We start from the raw sequence: 15,538 nt of genomic DNA, 5'->3' as shown, positions 1-15,538 counted from the left end.
CGGCCGTTGGTTAATGGTTCGCCGGCATCACCGGTGCGATGGATTTATGCGGGATGAAAATCCCGCAGCCTAACAAACGGTTGCGTCCCATGCCTTCGTCCTGCAGTTGCAGGGACTTGTGCGGGGGAACGTCGTGCAACATCAGACTGTAGCCATGGATGGGGCCGGACGCGCTTTGCAGGGTTTGCCGCTTGCCGCAGATGAATCCGCAACGCAACTGGAAATGACCGTCCAGTTCGCGCATCACGTCCTGCACGAATTGTTCTTCAGTGGCACCACCCGTGTCAACGAAGTGCGCGTAGATGTTGGCAAATGCAGTGAACTCGCGCGTCTTGAAACTGCCGATCTGCAGGCTGTGCCCCGCCAGGTCGAACGTTTGCCCGACCAATTGCTGCATGTCGTCCAGCCGCGCCTTGGGCACCCGTACATACAGCTTGGTGCGCCGATTGATGTTGAGCGTGGCATCGCCGCTGTTGGTTTCCGCCCCTTTCAGGTGCTGGATGCCGGTTCCGCCATCCTCGCCCAGCCATGGAAGCAGACGTTGCAACGCATCGGCAAGCAATTGCGCATTGTCTGCGGGGATGGTCGTGCCGACGAGATCGAATTGCAGGTCGATCATGTGTGGCGTGTACGTTTCGGGCTTGTTCTCAGGCCAGCCTGCCCAACTCACGGCGCGTCTCCCGCATGGTCCTTGGCCCAGGCCTGCATCACGTCGGCCCATTTCTGCGCGCTGACCGGATCGACGTCGAAAATGGTGAAGCGCTTGTTTTCGCGTATGCGGATGCGTAGAAACGGTACGCCTCCCGATTCGTGGGTCAGGTGCTGGAATTCGATCTCCTGACCGCCGAAGGGGAGTCGCATCTTGTCTAGTGGGGTGATCTCAGGCATGGAATCTCGATCCGTGTTGCTTCAATTTGATATGAATGCGTTGCACAGCAACACAAGCAAGCCTTGCTTTAATGAGGATGTTGCGTAACATTTCAACCCTGCTTGGTGCATGGGCTTGCGTTTGCAACAATATTTTAATACTCTTATTGATTCCTGTGGCGGCCACGTAATGTCTCACCCTTTGCCTAGATGGGGCATTACCGCGTTGGGGAAATCGATCTACTCCTTTTGGGTAGGTCTGAACCTACCGCGATGGGGTAATCGTTTTACCCATGAGAATGATGGTGATGCAATCGTCAACTCAATACGATGATGGGATACCGTTAAGCTGCCGGCTGAGCGGGCATTTCGAAATGTTCTAGGAGAGAAAACTATGGCAAAGAAGATGATTGATACGCCCAATCTGGACGAGCTCGAGAAAGGCCCGTGGCCGAGCTTCGTTACCGGTCTGAAGCGTCTGGCTAAGGATAACGACATGATGGTTGATCTGATGGGTCAACTGGAAACGTCCTACAAGACCAAGTTCGGTTACTGGAAGGGCGGTACGGTCGGCGTGTTCGGCTACGGCGGCGGCGTGATCCCGCGTTTCACCGAGCTGAAGGACGAAAACCACCAGCCGTTGTTCCCTGAGGCGGCCGAATTCCATACGCTGCGCGTGCAACCGCCCGCAGGCATGCATTACACTTCCGATCTGCTGCGCAAGATGTGCGACGTCTGGTCCGCTACCGGCGGCTCGGGCCTGATCGCCTTCCATGGCCAGTCCGGCGACATCATGTTCCAGGGCATCAAGACCGAAAACGTCCAGAAGGCCTTCGACGAATTCAACGAAATGGGCTTCGACCTTGGTGGTGCCGGCCCGGCGCTGCGCACCTCGATGTCCTGCGTCGGCGCGGCCCGCTGCGAACATTCCTGCTTCGATGAAGCCAAGGCGCTGCGTACCGTCATCAACAACAACCTGGACGACATGCACCGTCCGTCCCTGCCCTACAAGTTCAAGTTCAAGTTCTCCGGCTGCGGTAACGACTGCGTCAACGCCATCCAGCGCTCAGACATGGCTACCATCGGCACCTGGCGCGACAACATCCGCGTCGACGAGGCGCTGGTGCAGGACTACTACAAGGCCCATGGCATGAACGACCTGGTCAATGACGTGATCAGCAAGTGCCCGACCAAGGCCATCACCCTGGTTGCCAGCGACAAGTTCAAGGCCAGCGAGCACGTGTCTGCCGCCAATCTGGGTGATGGTAACACCCTGTGCATCGACAACAAGAACTGCGTGCGCTGCATGCACTGCCTGAACGTCATCCCCGGCGGCCTGCGGACGGGTGTGGACAAGGGCGTGACCATTCTGGTGGGCGGCAAGGGTGTGCTGAAGATTGGCGCGACCATGGGCACCGTGGTGATCCCGTTCATGAAGCTCGAGTCCGACGAGGACTTCGAGAAGCTGAACGAACTGGCTCGCAACATCCTCGACTTCTTCGCTGAAAACGCGCTGGAGCACGAGCGTACCGGCGAAATGATCGAGCGTATCGGCCTGACCAACTTCCTCGAAGGTCTGGACATCCCGGTCGATCCCAACATGATCAAGGAGCCGCGTTCCAACCCCTACTTCCGTTCCGACGACTGGGACGAGCAAGTCGAGAAGTGGAACGAGTACAAGCAGTCCGCCGCTTAAGTTTCGCGCTGTACCTGTTCGCATAGGGCGGGCCTCGGCGAGTGCTGGGGTCCGTGCATTAAATCAGTTGGAGATAAAACATGGCAGAACTACGTCCGCCTATCGAATCCGGCGCACCGGATCCGATGCCCTACATGCACCCCGTGATGGTGAAGAACTATGGCAAGTGGTCTTTCCACAGCCATCCGAAGCCGGGTGTTCTGTATCACCGTGCTGAGTCCGGCGACGAAATCTGGACCGTCAAGGCGGGTACCCAGCGTCAGATGGACCACTACACCATCCGTGAACTGGCCGACATCGCTGATCAATACGGCGACGGCTTCGTGCGTTTCACCGCGCGTTCCAACATCGAATACATGGTGGCCGACGGCTCCAAGGTCGAGCCGCTGATCAAGGCTCTGAACGACAAGGGCTACCCCATCGGCGGTACCGCCAACTCGGTGTCCATGATTGCCCACACCCAAGGTTGGCTGCACTGCGACATCCCCGGCACCGACGCCTCCGGCGTGGTGAAGGCGCTGATGGACGAGCTGTACGACGACTTCGTCAAGTGCGAGATGCCCAACCGCGTCAAGATGTCCACCTCTTGCTGCGAAATCAACTGCGGCGGCCAGGCCGACATCGCGATCATCGTTCAGCACACCAAGCCGCCGAAGATCAACCACGATCTGGTTGCCAACGTGTGTGAGCGTCCTTCCGTTGTGGCACGCTGCCCGGTGGCTGCGATCCGTCCCGCTCTGGTGAACGGTAAGCCCTCGCTGGAAGTCGACGAGAAGAAGTGCATTTGCTGCGGCGCATGCTTCCCGCCCTGCCCCCCGATGCAGATCAACGATCCCGAGCATTCCAAGATCGCGATCTGGGTTGGCGGCAAGAACTCCAATGCCCGCTCCAAGCCGACCTTTCACAAGCTGGTTGCGGCCGGCCTGCCGAACAACGCCCCGCGTTGGCCGGAAGTCGCCGAAGTGGTCAAGAAGATCCTCGCCACCTACAAGGCAGACGGCAAGCCGTGGGAGCGCATGATCGACTGGATCGACCGCATCGGCTGGCCCGCATTCTTCGAGAAGACCGGCCTGCCCTTCACCAAGTATCACATCGATAACTGGCGTGGCGGTCGTGCCAACCTGAACGCTTCTGCTCACATCCGTTTCTAAGATGTGTGCGCCCGTCGCGGGTTGGCCGCGACGGGAAGAAGTGCGAAAACAATGACTGGATTTTTCGGAGTTTGACCTAGCCATGCAATTCGGCATTCTTGTAAACGAAGGGCCTTACACCCATCAGGCCAGTGACACCGCTTATCTCTTCGCCCGCACGGCGATCGAGAAGGGTCACAAAGTTCCGCGTGTGTTTTTCTACCATGATGGCGTGAACAATTCCACGCGCTTGGCAACGCCCCCGCAGGATGATCGTAACGTCTCCGCACGCTGGTCCAAGCTGGCTGCCGACCATGGCGTTGATCTGGTTGTGTGCGTCGCTGCTGCACAGCGTCGCGGCATCAGCGATGACATTCTGGCGCCGGGTTACCGGATTTCAGGTCTGGGTCAGTTGGTGGAAATGGGTATTCAGTACGATCGTCTCGTGACGTTCGGTGATTGAGGAATAGCGAGATGAGCGATATGGACGAAATGGATGACGGCTCCGGCATCATCAAGAAATTCATGTTCCTGAACCGCAAGGCGCCCCACGGTACCGTGTATGCGCTGGAAGGCCTGGAGGTGGTGCTGATTACCGCTGCCTTCGATCAGGATGTGAGCCTGGTGTTCACCGATGACGGTGTCTTCCAGCTGATGAAGGGCATCGACACCAAGGGCATCGAGGTCAAGGATTTCTCCAAGACCTACCGTGCGCTGGAAGGGTACGACATCGAGAAGCTCTATGTCGACCAGGCGTCGATGGATGCGCGTGGTCTGACCGAAGACGACCTGATTGTGGATGTGACGGTGCTCTCCGTCGATGAGATGGCCAATCTCATGGCTGAGCAAGACGTCGTGATCAGCTTCTAAGGGGATAGACATGCTGCATATTGTGAACAAATCGGCCGCTGAGCGCAGTTCGCTGGAAAGCTGCTTGCGCATGGCCACCAAAGGTTCTGCTGTATTGCTGATTGAAGACGCGGTCTACGCGGCGACGAACGGCAACGCGGCAGCGGCGAAAATCCAGGCAGCAGCGGCTGACCTCAAGATTTACGCACTCGGTCCTGATCTGGCGGCGCGCGGCATGGCCGGGCGTGTGCTGGACGGAGTCAATGTCGTGGATTACGGCGGTTTTGTGGATCTGGTCGCAGAGCACAGCAACTGTCAGTCTTGGCTGTAACTTTTAATCAAAGGAGTATTGCTATGCCCATGGTGAATATCGCCGGTAAAGAAGTCGAAGTCGACGAAGAAGGCTATCTGGTCGACCTGTCGCAGTGGAACGAAGACATCGCCAAGTACATGGCTGTCGAAGAAAAGGTCGATCTGACCGATAGCCACTGGGAAGTCGTCAACTTCCTGCGTGAATACTATGCCGAATACCAGATCGCTCCCGCTGTGCGCGTTCTGACCAAGGCCATCGGCAAGAAGCTCGGCCCGGAAAAAGGCAACAACAAGTACCTGTACGAGTTGTTCCCCTACGGCCCCGCTAAGCAGGCTTGTAAGATCGCGGGTCTGCCCAAGCCGACCGGCTGCATCTAAGTCGTAAACCATCGGGTCGCCTCGGATTTCCGGGGCGGCTCCGATCGTTGTGTTTCCCAATCAAATGTGGCGGTGCCAGTTTGCGTTTGATTTGTAAACAAAACGTTGGTAAGGAATGCGATTCCGCCAGGCATTTCATCGCGTGGCGGGACGGAGTCCGATAGGAGAGTGAGTTTGTCTACTGTGACGATGATTTACGCCGGGATGTTCTACATCGCCACCTTTCTGCTGGTGGTGGGTCTGGTCTACAAGATTTTTGATTACAGCCGCACACCCGCACCGCTGGTCATCCCGACGACCCCTGCTCCGACTACGCGAACCGGCGTGGTGTACAGGATGGCGAAAGAGGTGGTGGTATTCGAATCGCTGTTCAAATCGAACAAGTGGATCTGGGTATTCGGCTGGCTGTTCCATTTCGGTCTGCTCCTGGTTCTAGCGCGTCACCTTCGCTATTTCACCCAGCCTGTCTGGTTCTGGGTCGACATCGTGCAGCCCTTCGGTAAATACGCCAGCATCATGATGGTCGCGGGCCTGGCCGGACTGTTGGCACGCCGTTTCGTGGTCGACCGGGTACGCTACATCTCGACACCGTCCGACTACCTGATGCTGGTCCTGCTGATAGCGATCGGCGTATCCGGCATGCTGATGACCTTCGTCGCCCATACCGACATCATTTCGCTGAAAGAGTTCTTCATGGGTTTGATGTATCTGGATATCCAGCCGCTTCCGCAGGATCCGATCCTGATGGTGCATCTGGCCCTGGTGGCTTCGCTGATGGCGATCTTCCCGATCAGCAAGCTGCTGCATGCACCGGGTTTGTTCTTTAGCCCCACCCGCAACCAGGTTGACAACCCTCGTGAGCATCGCCATGTGGCCGCATGGGCTGCCCGACTCGATCAGAACAACTGATTCGTTGACATTGAATAACGAACATTAAGTACGGACAGAGGACACTCAAGTGGCTGTTGCTGAATTTGACATTCCGGAAATGAAAGACGACATCGAGATTCCCAAGCTTCGGGAAGGCGTGATGTCGCATATCAAGTCCTTTCCTGCGCCCAAGTCGGTTCAGGACTTTATGGGCTATCCGCATGAATTGGGCGAAGACTGGAAAGAGCGCGCCATCGACAAGATGGGCGACTTGCTTGGCAAGTACCGCTCGCTGAAGGTTTTTCTCGACGCCTGCGTGCACTGCGGTGCCTGTACCGACAAGTGCCACTACTATCTGGGCACTTCGGATCCGAAGAATATGCCGGTGGCACGCCAGGACCTGATGCGCCAGGTCTATCGCCGCTACTTCACCACTGCGGGCAAGCTGTTCCCCAAACTAGTGGGCGCGAAAGATCTGACCAAGGAAATTCTGGACGACTGGTACAGCTATTATCACCAGTGCTCGGAATGCCGTCGCTGCTCGGTGTATTGTCCGTATGGCATCGATACGGCCGAAATCACCATGGCCGGCCGTGAGATCCTGAACCATGTCGGCATGGGCCAGAAATACTCCAATGAGATTCTCGGCAAGGTACAGAAGATCGGTAACAACCTGGGTCTGCCCGGCCCGGCGCTGATCGACACCCTGGAAGGCCTGGAAGAGGATATCGAGGCCGATACCGGCGTGCCGGTCAAGATGCCGATCGATGTGAAAGGCGCTGAAGTCCTGCTGATCACGCCGTCCGCCGATTTCTTCTCAGAACCGCATGTTGAATCGCTGATCGGCTATGCCAAGGTGTTCCATGCCGCGGGCATCAACTGGACCCTGTCCACGCATGCGGCAGAAGCGGGCAACTTCGGCTTGTTCAACGGCAACTACGAAACCATGCGCAAGGTTGCCATGCGCATCCGTGATGCGGCGCTGGAACTCGGTGTCAAGCGCATCGTCGTCGGCGAATGCGGCCATGCCTGGCGCGTCGCCTACAGTTTCTGGAACACGCTGACTGGCATCGGCTACGGCGGCAACGATCCCTTCTCGATCGAACTGCAAAAGCAGCTTGATCCGACCTATCCGCAGCCTCAGCATATTTGCGAACTGACCAATGATCTGATCAAGTCCGGCAGGATCAAGGTCGACCCGTCGATGAACGATGACCTGATCGTGACGTATCACGATTCGTGCAACGTGGCCCGCGCGTCGCGCATGGGCACCGAACCGGGCGGCCAGTTCACCATCCCGCGCGAATTGATCAAGTCGGTCGTGAACAACTTCCACAACATGGCGGACGACACCATCTATGAAGCCACATACTGCTGCGGCGGCGGCGGCGGCGTACTGACGGACGACCTGATGGAAGTACGCGTCAAGGGCGCGTTGCCGCGCGCCACTGCACTCAACAATGTGGTCAAGGAATACCAGGTCAACTTCATGGCCACCATCTGCGCCATCTGCAAGGCGCAGTTCACCAAAGTTTTGCCTAAATATGGCTTCGACATGAGCATGGTGGGCGGGGTGCATCAATTGGTTAGCAAGGCGATCAAGCTGGACTGAGTTCGATTACCGGGCTGATTGCGATTTATCTATCTTTAGTTACGTAGGCGTTAGGAGAACCAACATGGCTGTCACGACGAACAAAGCAAAAACCGAAGGCGTTACATGGCGTCGTTATAAGGATGGCGAGTCAGACGCTGACTTCCGTTCCGCACAGGACAGGATTTTCCAGTCGAGCTGGACGCACAAGTGCCCGGAATACATGCTCGCTACGCCGCCTTGCCAGGGCTCCTGCCCGGCCGGTGAAGACATTCGCGGCTACCTCAATATCGTGCGCGGCATCGAGAAGCCGCCTGCAGGCGTGACCTGGCAGGAATATGCGTTCCGCCGCATCACCGAAGCCAACCCCTTCCCGGGCGTGATGGGCCGTGTCTGTCCCGCACCGTGCGAATCCGGCTGTAACCGCAATCAGGTCGAAGACCACGTCGGCATCAACTCGGTCGAGCACTTCGTTGGCGACTGGGGCATCGAAAACAACATGGCCTACACGTCCACCGCTGCCGAAACCGGCAAGAAGGTTGCCGTGATCGGCGCCGGCCCTGCCGGCTTGGCCGCCGCCTACCAGCTGCGTCTGCGCGGCCACGGCGTGACCATTTTCGACGAGCACGAAGAACTCGGTGGCATGATGCGTTACGGCATTCCCGGTTTCCGTACCCCGCGTGAAATGCTCGATGCCGAAATCAAGCGCATCATCGACCTCGGCGTTGAGACCCGTCTGAAGACCCGTATCGGTTCCGACGTCAGCTTCGAGCAGATTGAAAAAGAATACGACGCCATCTTCATGGCGATGGGTGCCCAGGCAGGTCGTCCGCTGCCGGTTCCCGGTGCCGAAGCCCCCAACTGCGTGACTGCCGTTGCGTTCCTGCGCGCCTTCAACGAAGGTCGCCTGCAGCACGTCGGCAACCGCGTGGTGGTTATCGGCGGTGGCGACACCTCGATCGACGTTGCGACCGTTGCCCGCCGTCTCGGCAACGTGACCAAATCCGGTACCCATGATGACCGTCCCGAGGCTGTGATCGCTGGCCACATGGCGTCCGACGTCGCCTCGATCTCCGCCCGTGAAGGTGCCGAGGTGGTGCTGGTTTCGCGCGCTACGGTTGACAAGATGGCTGCCAACAAGCACGAAGTCGAGCATGCCCAGCAGGAAGGCATCGAGATCATCGGCGGCGTGACCCCGGTTGCCGTGGTCGTCGACGCGAATGGCCGTGCTACCGCGCTGCGCGTGGCCGACTTTGTGATGGAAGGCAAGGAAACCAAGATCGTCGAGGGAACCGAGCGCGATTTGCCGGCCGACCTGATCGTGTCCGCCATCGGCCAGGGCGTCGACTTCACCGGTCTCGAGCAGTTCAACAACAACAACGGCCTGATGAAGGCCGACAAGAACTATCGCTTCCCCGGCAAAGAGCACATCTTCGTCGGCGGCGACGTGCTGCGTCCGCACCTGCTGACCACTGCGATCGGCCATGCCGCCATCGCCGTCGACGGCATCGATGCCTTCCTTGCCGGCAAGGAACTCGACAAGCGCCCGAAGGTCGACGTCCACCATTTCGACGAAATCCGCAAGTGGCTCGAATCCGGCCACGAGTACAGCGAAGTCAAGGGCCAGATCTGGGGCACCTCAGAGCGCAAGGACATCCTGCACAACTTCGAAGACCGTTCGGCGCGCCACATCACCTCGCACACCGAGTTGTTCCTGGGCCATTTCCCCAATGTGCCGCGCAATATCCGCGAGGTGACGATGCTCGACAAGGAAGGTGCATTGGGCAACTTCGAAGAGCGTTTGCACGCGCTATCCGAGAAGGCCGTTGTCGACGAAGCCAAGCGCTGCATGTCCTGCGGCCAGTGCTTCGAGTGCGACAACTGCGTGGTGTACTGCCCGCAGACCGCCGTGTTCAAGGTGAAGAAGAAGGACAATCCCACTGTGGGCCGTTACGTCGACACTGACTATGGCAAGTGCATCGGTTGCCATATCTGCGCCGACGTCTGCCCGACCGGCTACATCGTCATGGGTATGGGTGACTGAGCGTGGCAGGCAAGATCAAACGCCTCCTGGCTTTGGGTGCGGTCGTGTTGACGACCGCGGCCCTGGCTTGGGCCGGGTCGGATGACCAGCCCAAGGCCAGTGGCGCGCCCAAGCCCGTGATTACGAAGGCTGTCAAGGGCGAGCAGTGCGTCGAACCCAACGACTTCATGCGACGCAACCACATGAAAGTGCTGCTGCATCATCGCGATGAGACTGTGCTTGAAGGTGTCCGTACCAAGAAATACAGCCTCAAGGAATGCATCAATTGCCATGCCAGTGAAAAAACTGGCAGCGTTGCCGCGTCCAAGGACGACTTTTGCGTGAGCTGCCACAGCTATGCGGCTGTGAAAATCGATTGTTTCGACTGCCATTCCACGAAGCCGCAGGGCTCGATGGCGATGCACCCTTTGAACGCTGAGACGGCGCATTACGCGCACAAGCTTGCGGCCCAGGCCAATAGCAAGGTCAGCGCGGAAGAGATGGCTGGGATAGCCCAATGAACAATATGAAATCGATGTCCGACGATACGCCCAGTTCGCCCGAGCGTCGTCGTTTTATCAGCGTCGCGACGGTGACGGCGGCAGGCGTGACTTTGGCCCCTGGCGTGATGTTGATCGACGTGGCGCATGGCCGTCCTGAAGAGCAGGCTGCCAGTAACGCGGTGCGCTGGGGCATGCTGGTCGACGCGACCAAGTGCGCCAGCGGCTGTGACGAGTGTGTGTCGGCCTGCAGTACCGAAAACGGCTGGACCCCAGTGGCTGAAAGCGCGCATCCCAAGCAGGCGCCGCAATGGATCCGCAAGCTGGAATTGCAGGACCCGTTGACGCAGGCGGAAACCAACTTGCCCATGATGTGCCAGCATTGCGAAGAGCCGCCGTGCGTGGACGTGTGCCCGACCGGGGCCTCGTTCAAACGTGCTGACGGCATCGTGCTGGTCAACCGCCATACCTGCATCGGCTGCCGTTACTGCATGATGGCGTGCCCCTACAAGGCGCGCTCGCTGGTGCACGAACCGCTGAACGATACCCAGAAACCGGATGTACCGCGTGGCATCGGCTGCGTCGAAGCCTGTACTTTCTGCGTGCAGAAGGTCGATCGCGGCGACGGCACGACGGCCTGTGTCGAAGCGTGTACGGCCTCGGGGCACAACGCCCTGGTGTTCGGCGACATGAACGACCCCGAAAGCGAGATCTCCAAGCGTCTGCGCGAACTGCCGACCAAGCAGGTGCGGGCCGACCTCAATCTCAACCTCGGCGTTCGCTATCACGGAATCTAAAACAACATGGCAAGCATTACTTTCCGCGAAGTTGAAGGCAGCAGCCTGAAGTACTGGATGCTGTTCGGGGGCATCGGCCTCTTTGTACTGTTCGGCTTTCTGTCCTATTTGTATATGCACCATCACGGCCACGTGGTGACCGGCATGGACAACCAGATCGTCTGGGGCCTGCCGCACGTATTTGCGGTGTTCCTGATCGTGGCCGCCTCGGGTGCGCTGAACGTAGCCTCCATCGCCTCGGTTTTCAACAAGCCGATGTACAAGCCGTTGGCACCGCTGTCGGCCATCCTGGCGCTGGCACTGATGCTGGGCGGCCTGCTGGTGCTGGTGCTCGACCTCGGGCGCTCCGATCGTCTGATCGTGGCGATGACGCACTTCAACTTCAAGTCGATGTTCACCTGGAACGTGTTCCTCTATTCCGGCTTCTTCGCGCTGGTGGGCATCTACCTGTGGACCATGCTGGACCGCAACGTCAAGGCTTATTCCAAGGCGGCAGGCACGGCGGCCTTCATCTGGCGTCTGACGCTGACCACCGGTACCGGTTCATTGTTCGGCTTTCTGGTCGCACGTGAACTGTACGGCACTTCGATGCTGGCGCCAATGTTCATCATCATGTCGTTCGCCTACGGACTGGCCATCTACTTGATGGTGCTGGTCGCGGCCTACGCCTGGACCGGCCGGCCGCTTGGCGATGCCGTGATGATGCGGCTGAAGAGCCTCCTCGCGGTGTTCGTCGCCGCAGTGCTCTACTTCGTCGTGGTGTATCACCTGACCAACCTGTACTTCGCCAAGATGGGCAGCGTCGAAAGCTTCATCCTGCGCGACGGCGGCATCATCACCACCTTGTTCTGGGTGGGACAGATCGTGATCGGCTGTGCCGCCCCGCTGGTGATCCTGCTGAGCAGCCTGGGCAGACAGCGCAGCTGGATCATGATTGCCAGTGCGCTGGTCATCCTGGGCGGTATTGCACAGATGTATGTCACCATTATCGGGGCCCAAGCCTACCCGCTGGATATGTTCCCGGGGATGACGATGAAGAGCAGCTTCTATGACGGCGTGATCCACCAGTATTCGCCGACCATGGCCGAGCTCTTCCTGGGGCTGGGCGGCGTGGCCATTGCGCTGCTGGCCACCACCTTTGCCGTCAAGGTACTGCGTTTGCTGCCGGCCAATCTGGACGACGCCACGGTTGCCAAACTGGAACATTGATGCATAACCTGCCGGACGTCAGTCCGGCAGGGGATCGTCCGGAATGAACCAGCAAGCCACATCAAACGATTCTGACAAGCGCGGGGCTCCAATGCCCCGCGTCTTTATTTCTGCCGCGCACAAATCGTCGGGCAAGACCACGCTCACGCTGGGTTTGTGCGCTGCGCTGCATGCGCGTGGTCATGGGGTCCAGCCGTTCAAGAAAGGCCCGGATTATATTGATCCCCTGTGGCTGGGCATGGCAGCGCAGCGTCCCTGCTACAACCTCGATTTCCACATGATGCAGCGCAGCGAAATCGAGCGGCAGTTCGCCAGTGCCGCGGCCGGTGCGCGCATCAGCCTGATCGAGGGAAACAAAGGGCTGTACGACGGCCTCGATCTCGACGGCAGCAACAGCAATGCCGCACTTGCCAAGCTGCTGGGTGCCCCGGTGGTGCTGGTGATCGACGCGCGCGGCATGACACGCGGGGTGGCGCCGCTGATCCTGGGTTATCAGGCGTTCGATCCGGACATCCGCATCGCCGGCGTCATCCTCAACAATCTCGGCGGCAGCCGCCATGAGTCCAAACTGCGCGCAGTGATCGAGCATTACACCGAGGTCGAGGTGATCGGCGCCGTCCAGCACGACGCCAGCATGCAGATCGCCGAACGCCATCTGGGCCTGGTGCCGGCCAACGAGCAGCAGGCTGCACTGGCGCGCATCCGGCACGTGGGCGAGCGGGTCGCCGCCCAGGTCGATCTTGACCGGCTGCTGGTTATCGCAGACAGCGCACCCGCGCGTGAAGTGGTGCCCGCCGAACGCTCCGGGCAAGCTGTCCCGGAGCGGGTACGGGTAGCGATCGCGCACGATCCGGCATTCGGGTTCTACTACAGCGAAGATCTCGACAGCCTCCGTTCGTCCAATGTGGAGCTGGTGGAGCTGGATACGCTGCATGCAGATACCCTGCCGGAGGTGGACGGGCTCATTATCGGGGGCGGTTTTCCAGAAGTCTTCATGGATGAACTCGAAGCCAATGTTCCTTTGCGCGCCAGTATTCGTACCGCCATCGAAGCGGGTCTACCCACCTATGCCGAGTGCGGCGGTTTGATGTATCTGTCGCGGCGACTCAGCTGGCAGGGCCGTACGTGCGAGATGGTGGGCGTGGTGCCGGGCGATACGGTCATGCACGAGCGTCCGGTTGGACGGGGCTACGCCAGTCTGCAGCCGACCGGTGTCGATCGCTGGCGGGAATCCGTGCGCATTCCCGCGCACGAATTTCATTACTCCAGCTTGGAAAATCTCCCGGCCGACTCCATCTATGCGTACCGGGTCAAGCGCGGTCATGGCATCGATGGCGTACATGACGGCTACCAGCAATACAATCTTCTCGCTGGTTACGTGCATCGCCGCGGCAGCGGGGAACAGGGCTGGATCGCGCCTTTTCTGAATCAGGTGCGTGCGCATAAGGCGCGCGCTGCCGCTTAATTAATCGAGGGACAAACCCATGATCAAGATCACCGACGCTGCTGCCGCGCAGATTCGCGCTGCCAACAATAATCCCGATGTATTCGAGATGATCCTGCGGGTGGCTGCCTACCAGGAGGACGATGGCAGCGTGAACTACGGCATGGGCTTCGATACCGAACGCGAGGCCGACGAACACCTCGTCATCAACGGCATCGAAATCCTGATCGCCGCATCGAGCACCCCCTATCTGCAGGGCGTGACGCTCGATTTCGTCGAAATGAAGCCGGGCGACATGCGCTTCATCTTTATCCCACCCTATTCGGCGGAAGACGGACCTGCCGAGTCGGGCGACGATGCTGCGACCACCGAGTAAATCCTTATGAACTACCTGCCGATTTTCCTCGACTTGCGCGACCGCCACTGCCTGGTGGTGGGCGGTTCCGAGACTGCCGCACGCAAGGCCGAACTGCTGCTGCGTGCCGGTGCGCGCGTCGATGTCGCCGCCCCCTCCCTGCATGAAGGCTTTGAACGTCTGCCACATGCCGATTGCCTGAATCGCGTGGCGGATGCCTTTACGCCCGGCCTGCTCGATGGCAAGGATGCGGTGATCGTGGTCGAGGACGATGCGGTAGCCGCCAAGGTCGTCGCCGACGCCGCGCGCGCGCGCCACATCCCGGTCAATGTGGCCGACAAGCCGGCATTGTGCAGCTTCATCCTGCCGTCGATCATCGACCGTTCGCCGATCATGGTGGCGGTCTCGAGCGGCGGCGAATCGCCGGTGCTCGCGCGCATGCTGCGGGCGCGGCTGGAAACCCTGATCCCGGCTGCCTACGGCCGCCTGAGCGCACTGGCTTCGCGCTACAAGGATCGTGTGCGTGCGGCGATCAAGCCGGAACAGCGTCGCGCGTTCTGGGAAAAAGTGTTCCTCTCGCCGGTTGCCGAAATGGTGTTCTCCGGGCGCGATGCCGAGGCCGAGGCACAGCTCCAGGCCATGATCCAGGACGGCGCCGAGCATACTACCAGCCGCGGCGAAGTCTATCTGGTCGGTGCCGGCCCAGGCAATCCCGACCTGCTCACATTCCGCGCCCTGCGCCTGATGCAGCAAGCCGACGTGATCGTCTACGATCGCCTGGTCTCGCCGCCTATTCTCGACATGTGCCGGCGCGATGCCGAGCGCATTTACGTCGGCAAAGAGCGCGACGACCACGCCGTGCCGCAGGAGGAAATCAACCTGATGCTGGTGCGACTGGCCAAGGAAGGCAAGCGGACGCTGCGGCTCAAGGGAGGCGACCCCTTCATCTTCGGCCGTGGCGGTGAGGAGATCGAAACCCTGGTCGAGCACGGCGTGCCGTTCCAGGTGGTGCCGGGCATCACCGCCGCCGCCGGCGTGGCGTCCTACGCCGGGATTCCACTCACCCATCGCGATTACGCGCAGTCGGTTGCCTTCGTTACAGGACATCTGAAGGAAAACACCTTCAACCTGAACTGGGAGGGCATCGCGCGCAAAGACCAGACCATCGTCATCTACATGGGGCTGAAAGGCCTGCCGCTGTTGTGCGAGGCGCTGATCAAGCATGGCCTGACCGCCGACACGCCGGCGGCCATCATCCAGCATGGCACTCTGCCGACGCAACGCGTCATCACCGGTGATCTCACCACGCTGCCCAAGCTGGCTGAGCAAGCCGGGCTCAAGGCGCCGACGCTCATCATCGTCGGCAATGTGGTCAAGCTGCGCGAAAAGCTCGGCTGGTATCAGCCCGAGTTGCACAGCGAGCAGGCCCACGCCACCCCTCTCGAGGCGGTGGATCACTTGCGCTGAATCGTTCGGCCGATAGCGGTTTCAGGGCCGGCCGCTACCGCGTCCGACAT

The 15,538-nt window shown here is 59.6% G+C and carries 17 protein-coding genes; 15 read left to right on the top strand and 2 right to left on the bottom strand.

Annotated elements, in window-relative coordinates; genetic code table 11:
- Positions 1-10 precede the first annotated feature (10 nt).
- Positions 11-670 carry a type I-MYXAN CRISPR-associated protein Cas6/Cmx6 gene (gene cas6, locus B058_RS0104170; protein WP_026240628.1) on the bottom strand — a complete coding sequence of 220 codons (660 nt, stop codon included), beginning with the start codon at positions 668-670 and terminating at the stop codon, positions 11-13.
- Positions 667-888, bottom strand: a complete 222-nt coding sequence (locus tag B058_RS0104165; protein ID WP_018507221.1) for a DUF6967 family protein — start codon at positions 886-888, stop codon at positions 667-669. The genes cas6 and B058_RS0104165 overlap by 4 nt, the downstream gene beginning before the upstream one ends.
- 373 nt (positions 889-1,261) lie before the next feature.
- Here B058_RS0104165 and dsrA point away from each other — a divergent pair, with 373 nt between their 5' ends.
- From dsrA to cysG, 15 genes are all read left to right on the top strand, one after another.
- A complete protein-coding gene (gene dsrA / locus B058_RS0104160) occupies positions 1,262-2,563 on the top strand; it encodes a dissimilatory-type sulfite reductase subunit alpha (RefSeq protein ID WP_018507220.1) in 1,302 nt (433 codons plus the stop codon).
- Positions 2,564-2,643: 80 nt separating this feature from the next.
- Positions 2,644-3,714 (top strand): dissimilatory-type sulfite reductase subunit beta, encoded by a 1,071-nt coding sequence (dsrB, locus tag B058_RS0104155; RefSeq protein WP_018507219.1) that lies wholly within the window; start codon positions 2,644-2,646, stop codon positions 3,712-3,714.
- Between the two features lie 82 nt (positions 3,715-3,796).
- On the top strand, positions 3,797-4,156 hold the full coding sequence (gene tusD / locus B058_RS0104150) for a sulfurtransferase complex subunit TusD (RefSeq protein ID WP_018507218.1): 360 nt from the start codon (positions 3,797-3,799) through the stop codon (positions 4,154-4,156).
- Positions 4,157-4,167: 11 nt separating this feature from the next.
- Positions 4,168-4,563, top strand: a complete 396-nt coding sequence (tusC, locus tag B058_RS0104145; protein WP_018507217.1) for a sulfurtransferase complex subunit TusC — start codon at positions 4,168-4,170, stop codon at positions 4,561-4,563.
- A gap of 10 nt (positions 4,564-4,573) precedes the next feature.
- Positions 4,574-4,873 carry a sulfurtransferase complex subunit TusB gene (tusB, locus tag B058_RS0104140; RefSeq protein ID WP_018507216.1) on the top strand — a complete coding sequence of 100 codons (300 nt, stop codon included), beginning with the start codon at positions 4,574-4,576 and terminating at the stop codon, positions 4,871-4,873.
- A gap of 23 nt (positions 4,874-4,896) precedes the next feature.
- Positions 4,897-5,232, top strand: a complete 336-nt coding sequence (locus B058_RS0104135; RefSeq protein ID WP_018507215.1) for a TusE/DsrC/DsvC family sulfur relay protein — start codon at positions 4,897-4,899, stop codon at positions 5,230-5,232.
- Positions 5,233-5,415: 183 nt separating this feature from the next.
- Positions 5,416-6,141 carry a respiratory nitrate reductase subunit gamma gene (locus tag B058_RS0104130; RefSeq protein ID WP_245539262.1) on the top strand — a complete coding sequence of 242 codons (726 nt, stop codon included), beginning with the start codon at positions 5,416-5,418 and terminating at the stop codon, positions 6,139-6,141.
- 49 nt (positions 6,142-6,190) lie between these two features.
- The gene (dsrK, locus tag B058_RS0104125; protein ID WP_026240626.1) at positions 6,191-7,714 is read left to right on the top strand and encodes a sulfate reduction electron transfer complex DsrMKJOP subunit DsrK; all 1,524 of its coding nucleotides are present in this window, start codon (positions 6,191-6,193) and stop codon (positions 7,712-7,714) included.
- A 64-nt stretch (positions 7,715-7,778) separates the two neighbouring features.
- Positions 7,779-9,737 carry an NAD(P)-binding protein gene (locus B058_RS0104120; RefSeq protein ID WP_026240625.1) on the top strand — a complete coding sequence of 653 codons (1,959 nt, stop codon included), beginning with the start codon at positions 7,779-7,781 and terminating at the stop codon, positions 9,735-9,737.
- Positions 9,738-9,739: 2 nt separating this feature from the next.
- Positions 9,740-10,237, top strand: a complete 498-nt coding sequence (locus tag B058_RS0104115) for a hypothetical protein (RefSeq protein ID WP_018507211.1) — start codon at positions 9,740-9,742, stop codon at positions 10,235-10,237.
- Entirely contained in the window at positions 10,234-11,013 is a 780-nt protein-coding gene (gene dsrO, locus B058_RS0104110; RefSeq protein WP_018507210.1) for a sulfate reduction electron transfer complex DsrMKJOP subunit DsrO, read from the top strand. The genes B058_RS0104115 and dsrO overlap by 4 nt, the downstream gene beginning before the upstream one ends.
- Before the next feature lie 6 nt (positions 11,014-11,019).
- A complete protein-coding gene (gene nrfD, locus B058_RS0104105) occupies positions 11,020-12,222 on the top strand; it encodes an NrfD/PsrC family molybdoenzyme membrane anchor subunit (protein ID WP_018507209.1) in 1,203 nt (400 codons plus the stop codon).
- 91 nt (positions 12,223-12,313) lie between these two features.
- On the top strand, positions 12,314-13,687 hold the full coding sequence (locus B058_RS0104100; RefSeq protein WP_018507208.1) for a cobyrinic acid a,c-diamide synthase CobB: 1,374 nt from the start codon (positions 12,314-12,316) through the stop codon (positions 13,685-13,687).
- Between the two features lie 19 nt (positions 13,688-13,706).
- The gene (locus B058_RS0104095) at positions 13,707-14,042 is read left to right on the top strand and encodes an iron-sulfur cluster biosynthesis family protein (RefSeq protein WP_018507207.1); all 336 of its coding nucleotides are present in this window, start codon (positions 13,707-13,709) and stop codon (positions 14,040-14,042) included.
- A 6-nt stretch (positions 14,043-14,048) separates the two neighbouring features.
- Positions 14,049-15,488: a siroheme synthase CysG gene (cysG, locus tag B058_RS0104090; protein ID WP_018507206.1), complete on the top strand. Its 1,440-nt coding sequence runs from the start codon at positions 14,049-14,051 to the stop codon at positions 15,486-15,488.
- Positions 15,489-15,538: the final 50 nt, after the last annotated feature.

This window comes from Thiobacillus thioparus DSM 505 (assembly GCF_000373385.1).
Lineage (GTDB): Bacteria > Pseudomonadota > Gammaproteobacteria > Burkholderiales > Thiobacillaceae > Thiobacillus > Thiobacillus thioparus.
This window is presented reverse-complemented; position numbering and strand designations above follow the sequence as displayed.

Excerpts from the sequence above, each read along its gene's own strand:
- B058_RS0104165 (WP_018507221.1), bottom strand. The coding sequence starts at position 888 with ATGCCTGAGATCACCCCACTAGACAAGATGCGACTCCCCTTCGGCGGT.
- dsrA (WP_018507220.1), top strand. The coding sequence starts at position 1,262 with ATGGCAAAGAAGATGATTGATACGCCCAATCTGGACGAGCTCGAGAAA.
- dsrB (WP_018507219.1), top strand. The coding sequence starts at position 2,644 with ATGGCAGAACTACGTCCGCCTATCGAATCCGGCGCACCGGATCCGATG.
- tusD (WP_018507218.1), top strand. The coding sequence starts at position 3,797 with ATGCAATTCGGCATTCTTGTAAACGAAGGGCCTTACACCCATCAGGCC.
- tusC (WP_018507217.1), top strand. The coding sequence starts at position 4,168 with ATGAGCGATATGGACGAAATGGATGACGGCTCCGGCATCATCAAGAAA.
- tusB (WP_018507216.1), top strand. The coding sequence starts at position 4,574 with ATGCTGCATATTGTGAACAAATCGGCCGCTGAGCGCAGTTCGCTGGAA.
- B058_RS0104135 (WP_018507215.1), top strand. The coding sequence starts at position 4,897 with ATGCCCATGGTGAATATCGCCGGTAAAGAAGTCGAAGTCGACGAAGAA.
- B058_RS0104120 (WP_026240625.1), top strand. The coding sequence starts at position 7,779 with ATGGCTGTCACGACGAACAAAGCAAAAACCGAAGGCGTTACATGGCGT.
- dsrO (WP_018507210.1), top strand. The coding sequence starts at position 10,234 with ATGAACAATATGAAATCGATGTCCGACGATACGCCCAGTTCGCCCGAG.
- nrfD (WP_018507209.1), top strand. The coding sequence starts at position 11,020 with ATGGCAAGCATTACTTTCCGCGAAGTTGAAGGCAGCAGCCTGAAGTAC.
- B058_RS0104100 (WP_018507208.1), top strand. The coding sequence starts at position 12,314 with ATGCCCCGCGTCTTTATTTCTGCCGCGCACAAATCGTCGGGCAAGACC.
- B058_RS0104095 (WP_018507207.1), top strand. The coding sequence starts at position 13,707 with ATGATCAAGATCACCGACGCTGCTGCCGCGCAGATTCGCGCTGCCAAC.
- cysG (WP_018507206.1), top strand. The coding sequence starts at position 14,049 with ATGAACTACCTGCCGATTTTCCTCGACTTGCGCGACCGCCACTGCCTG.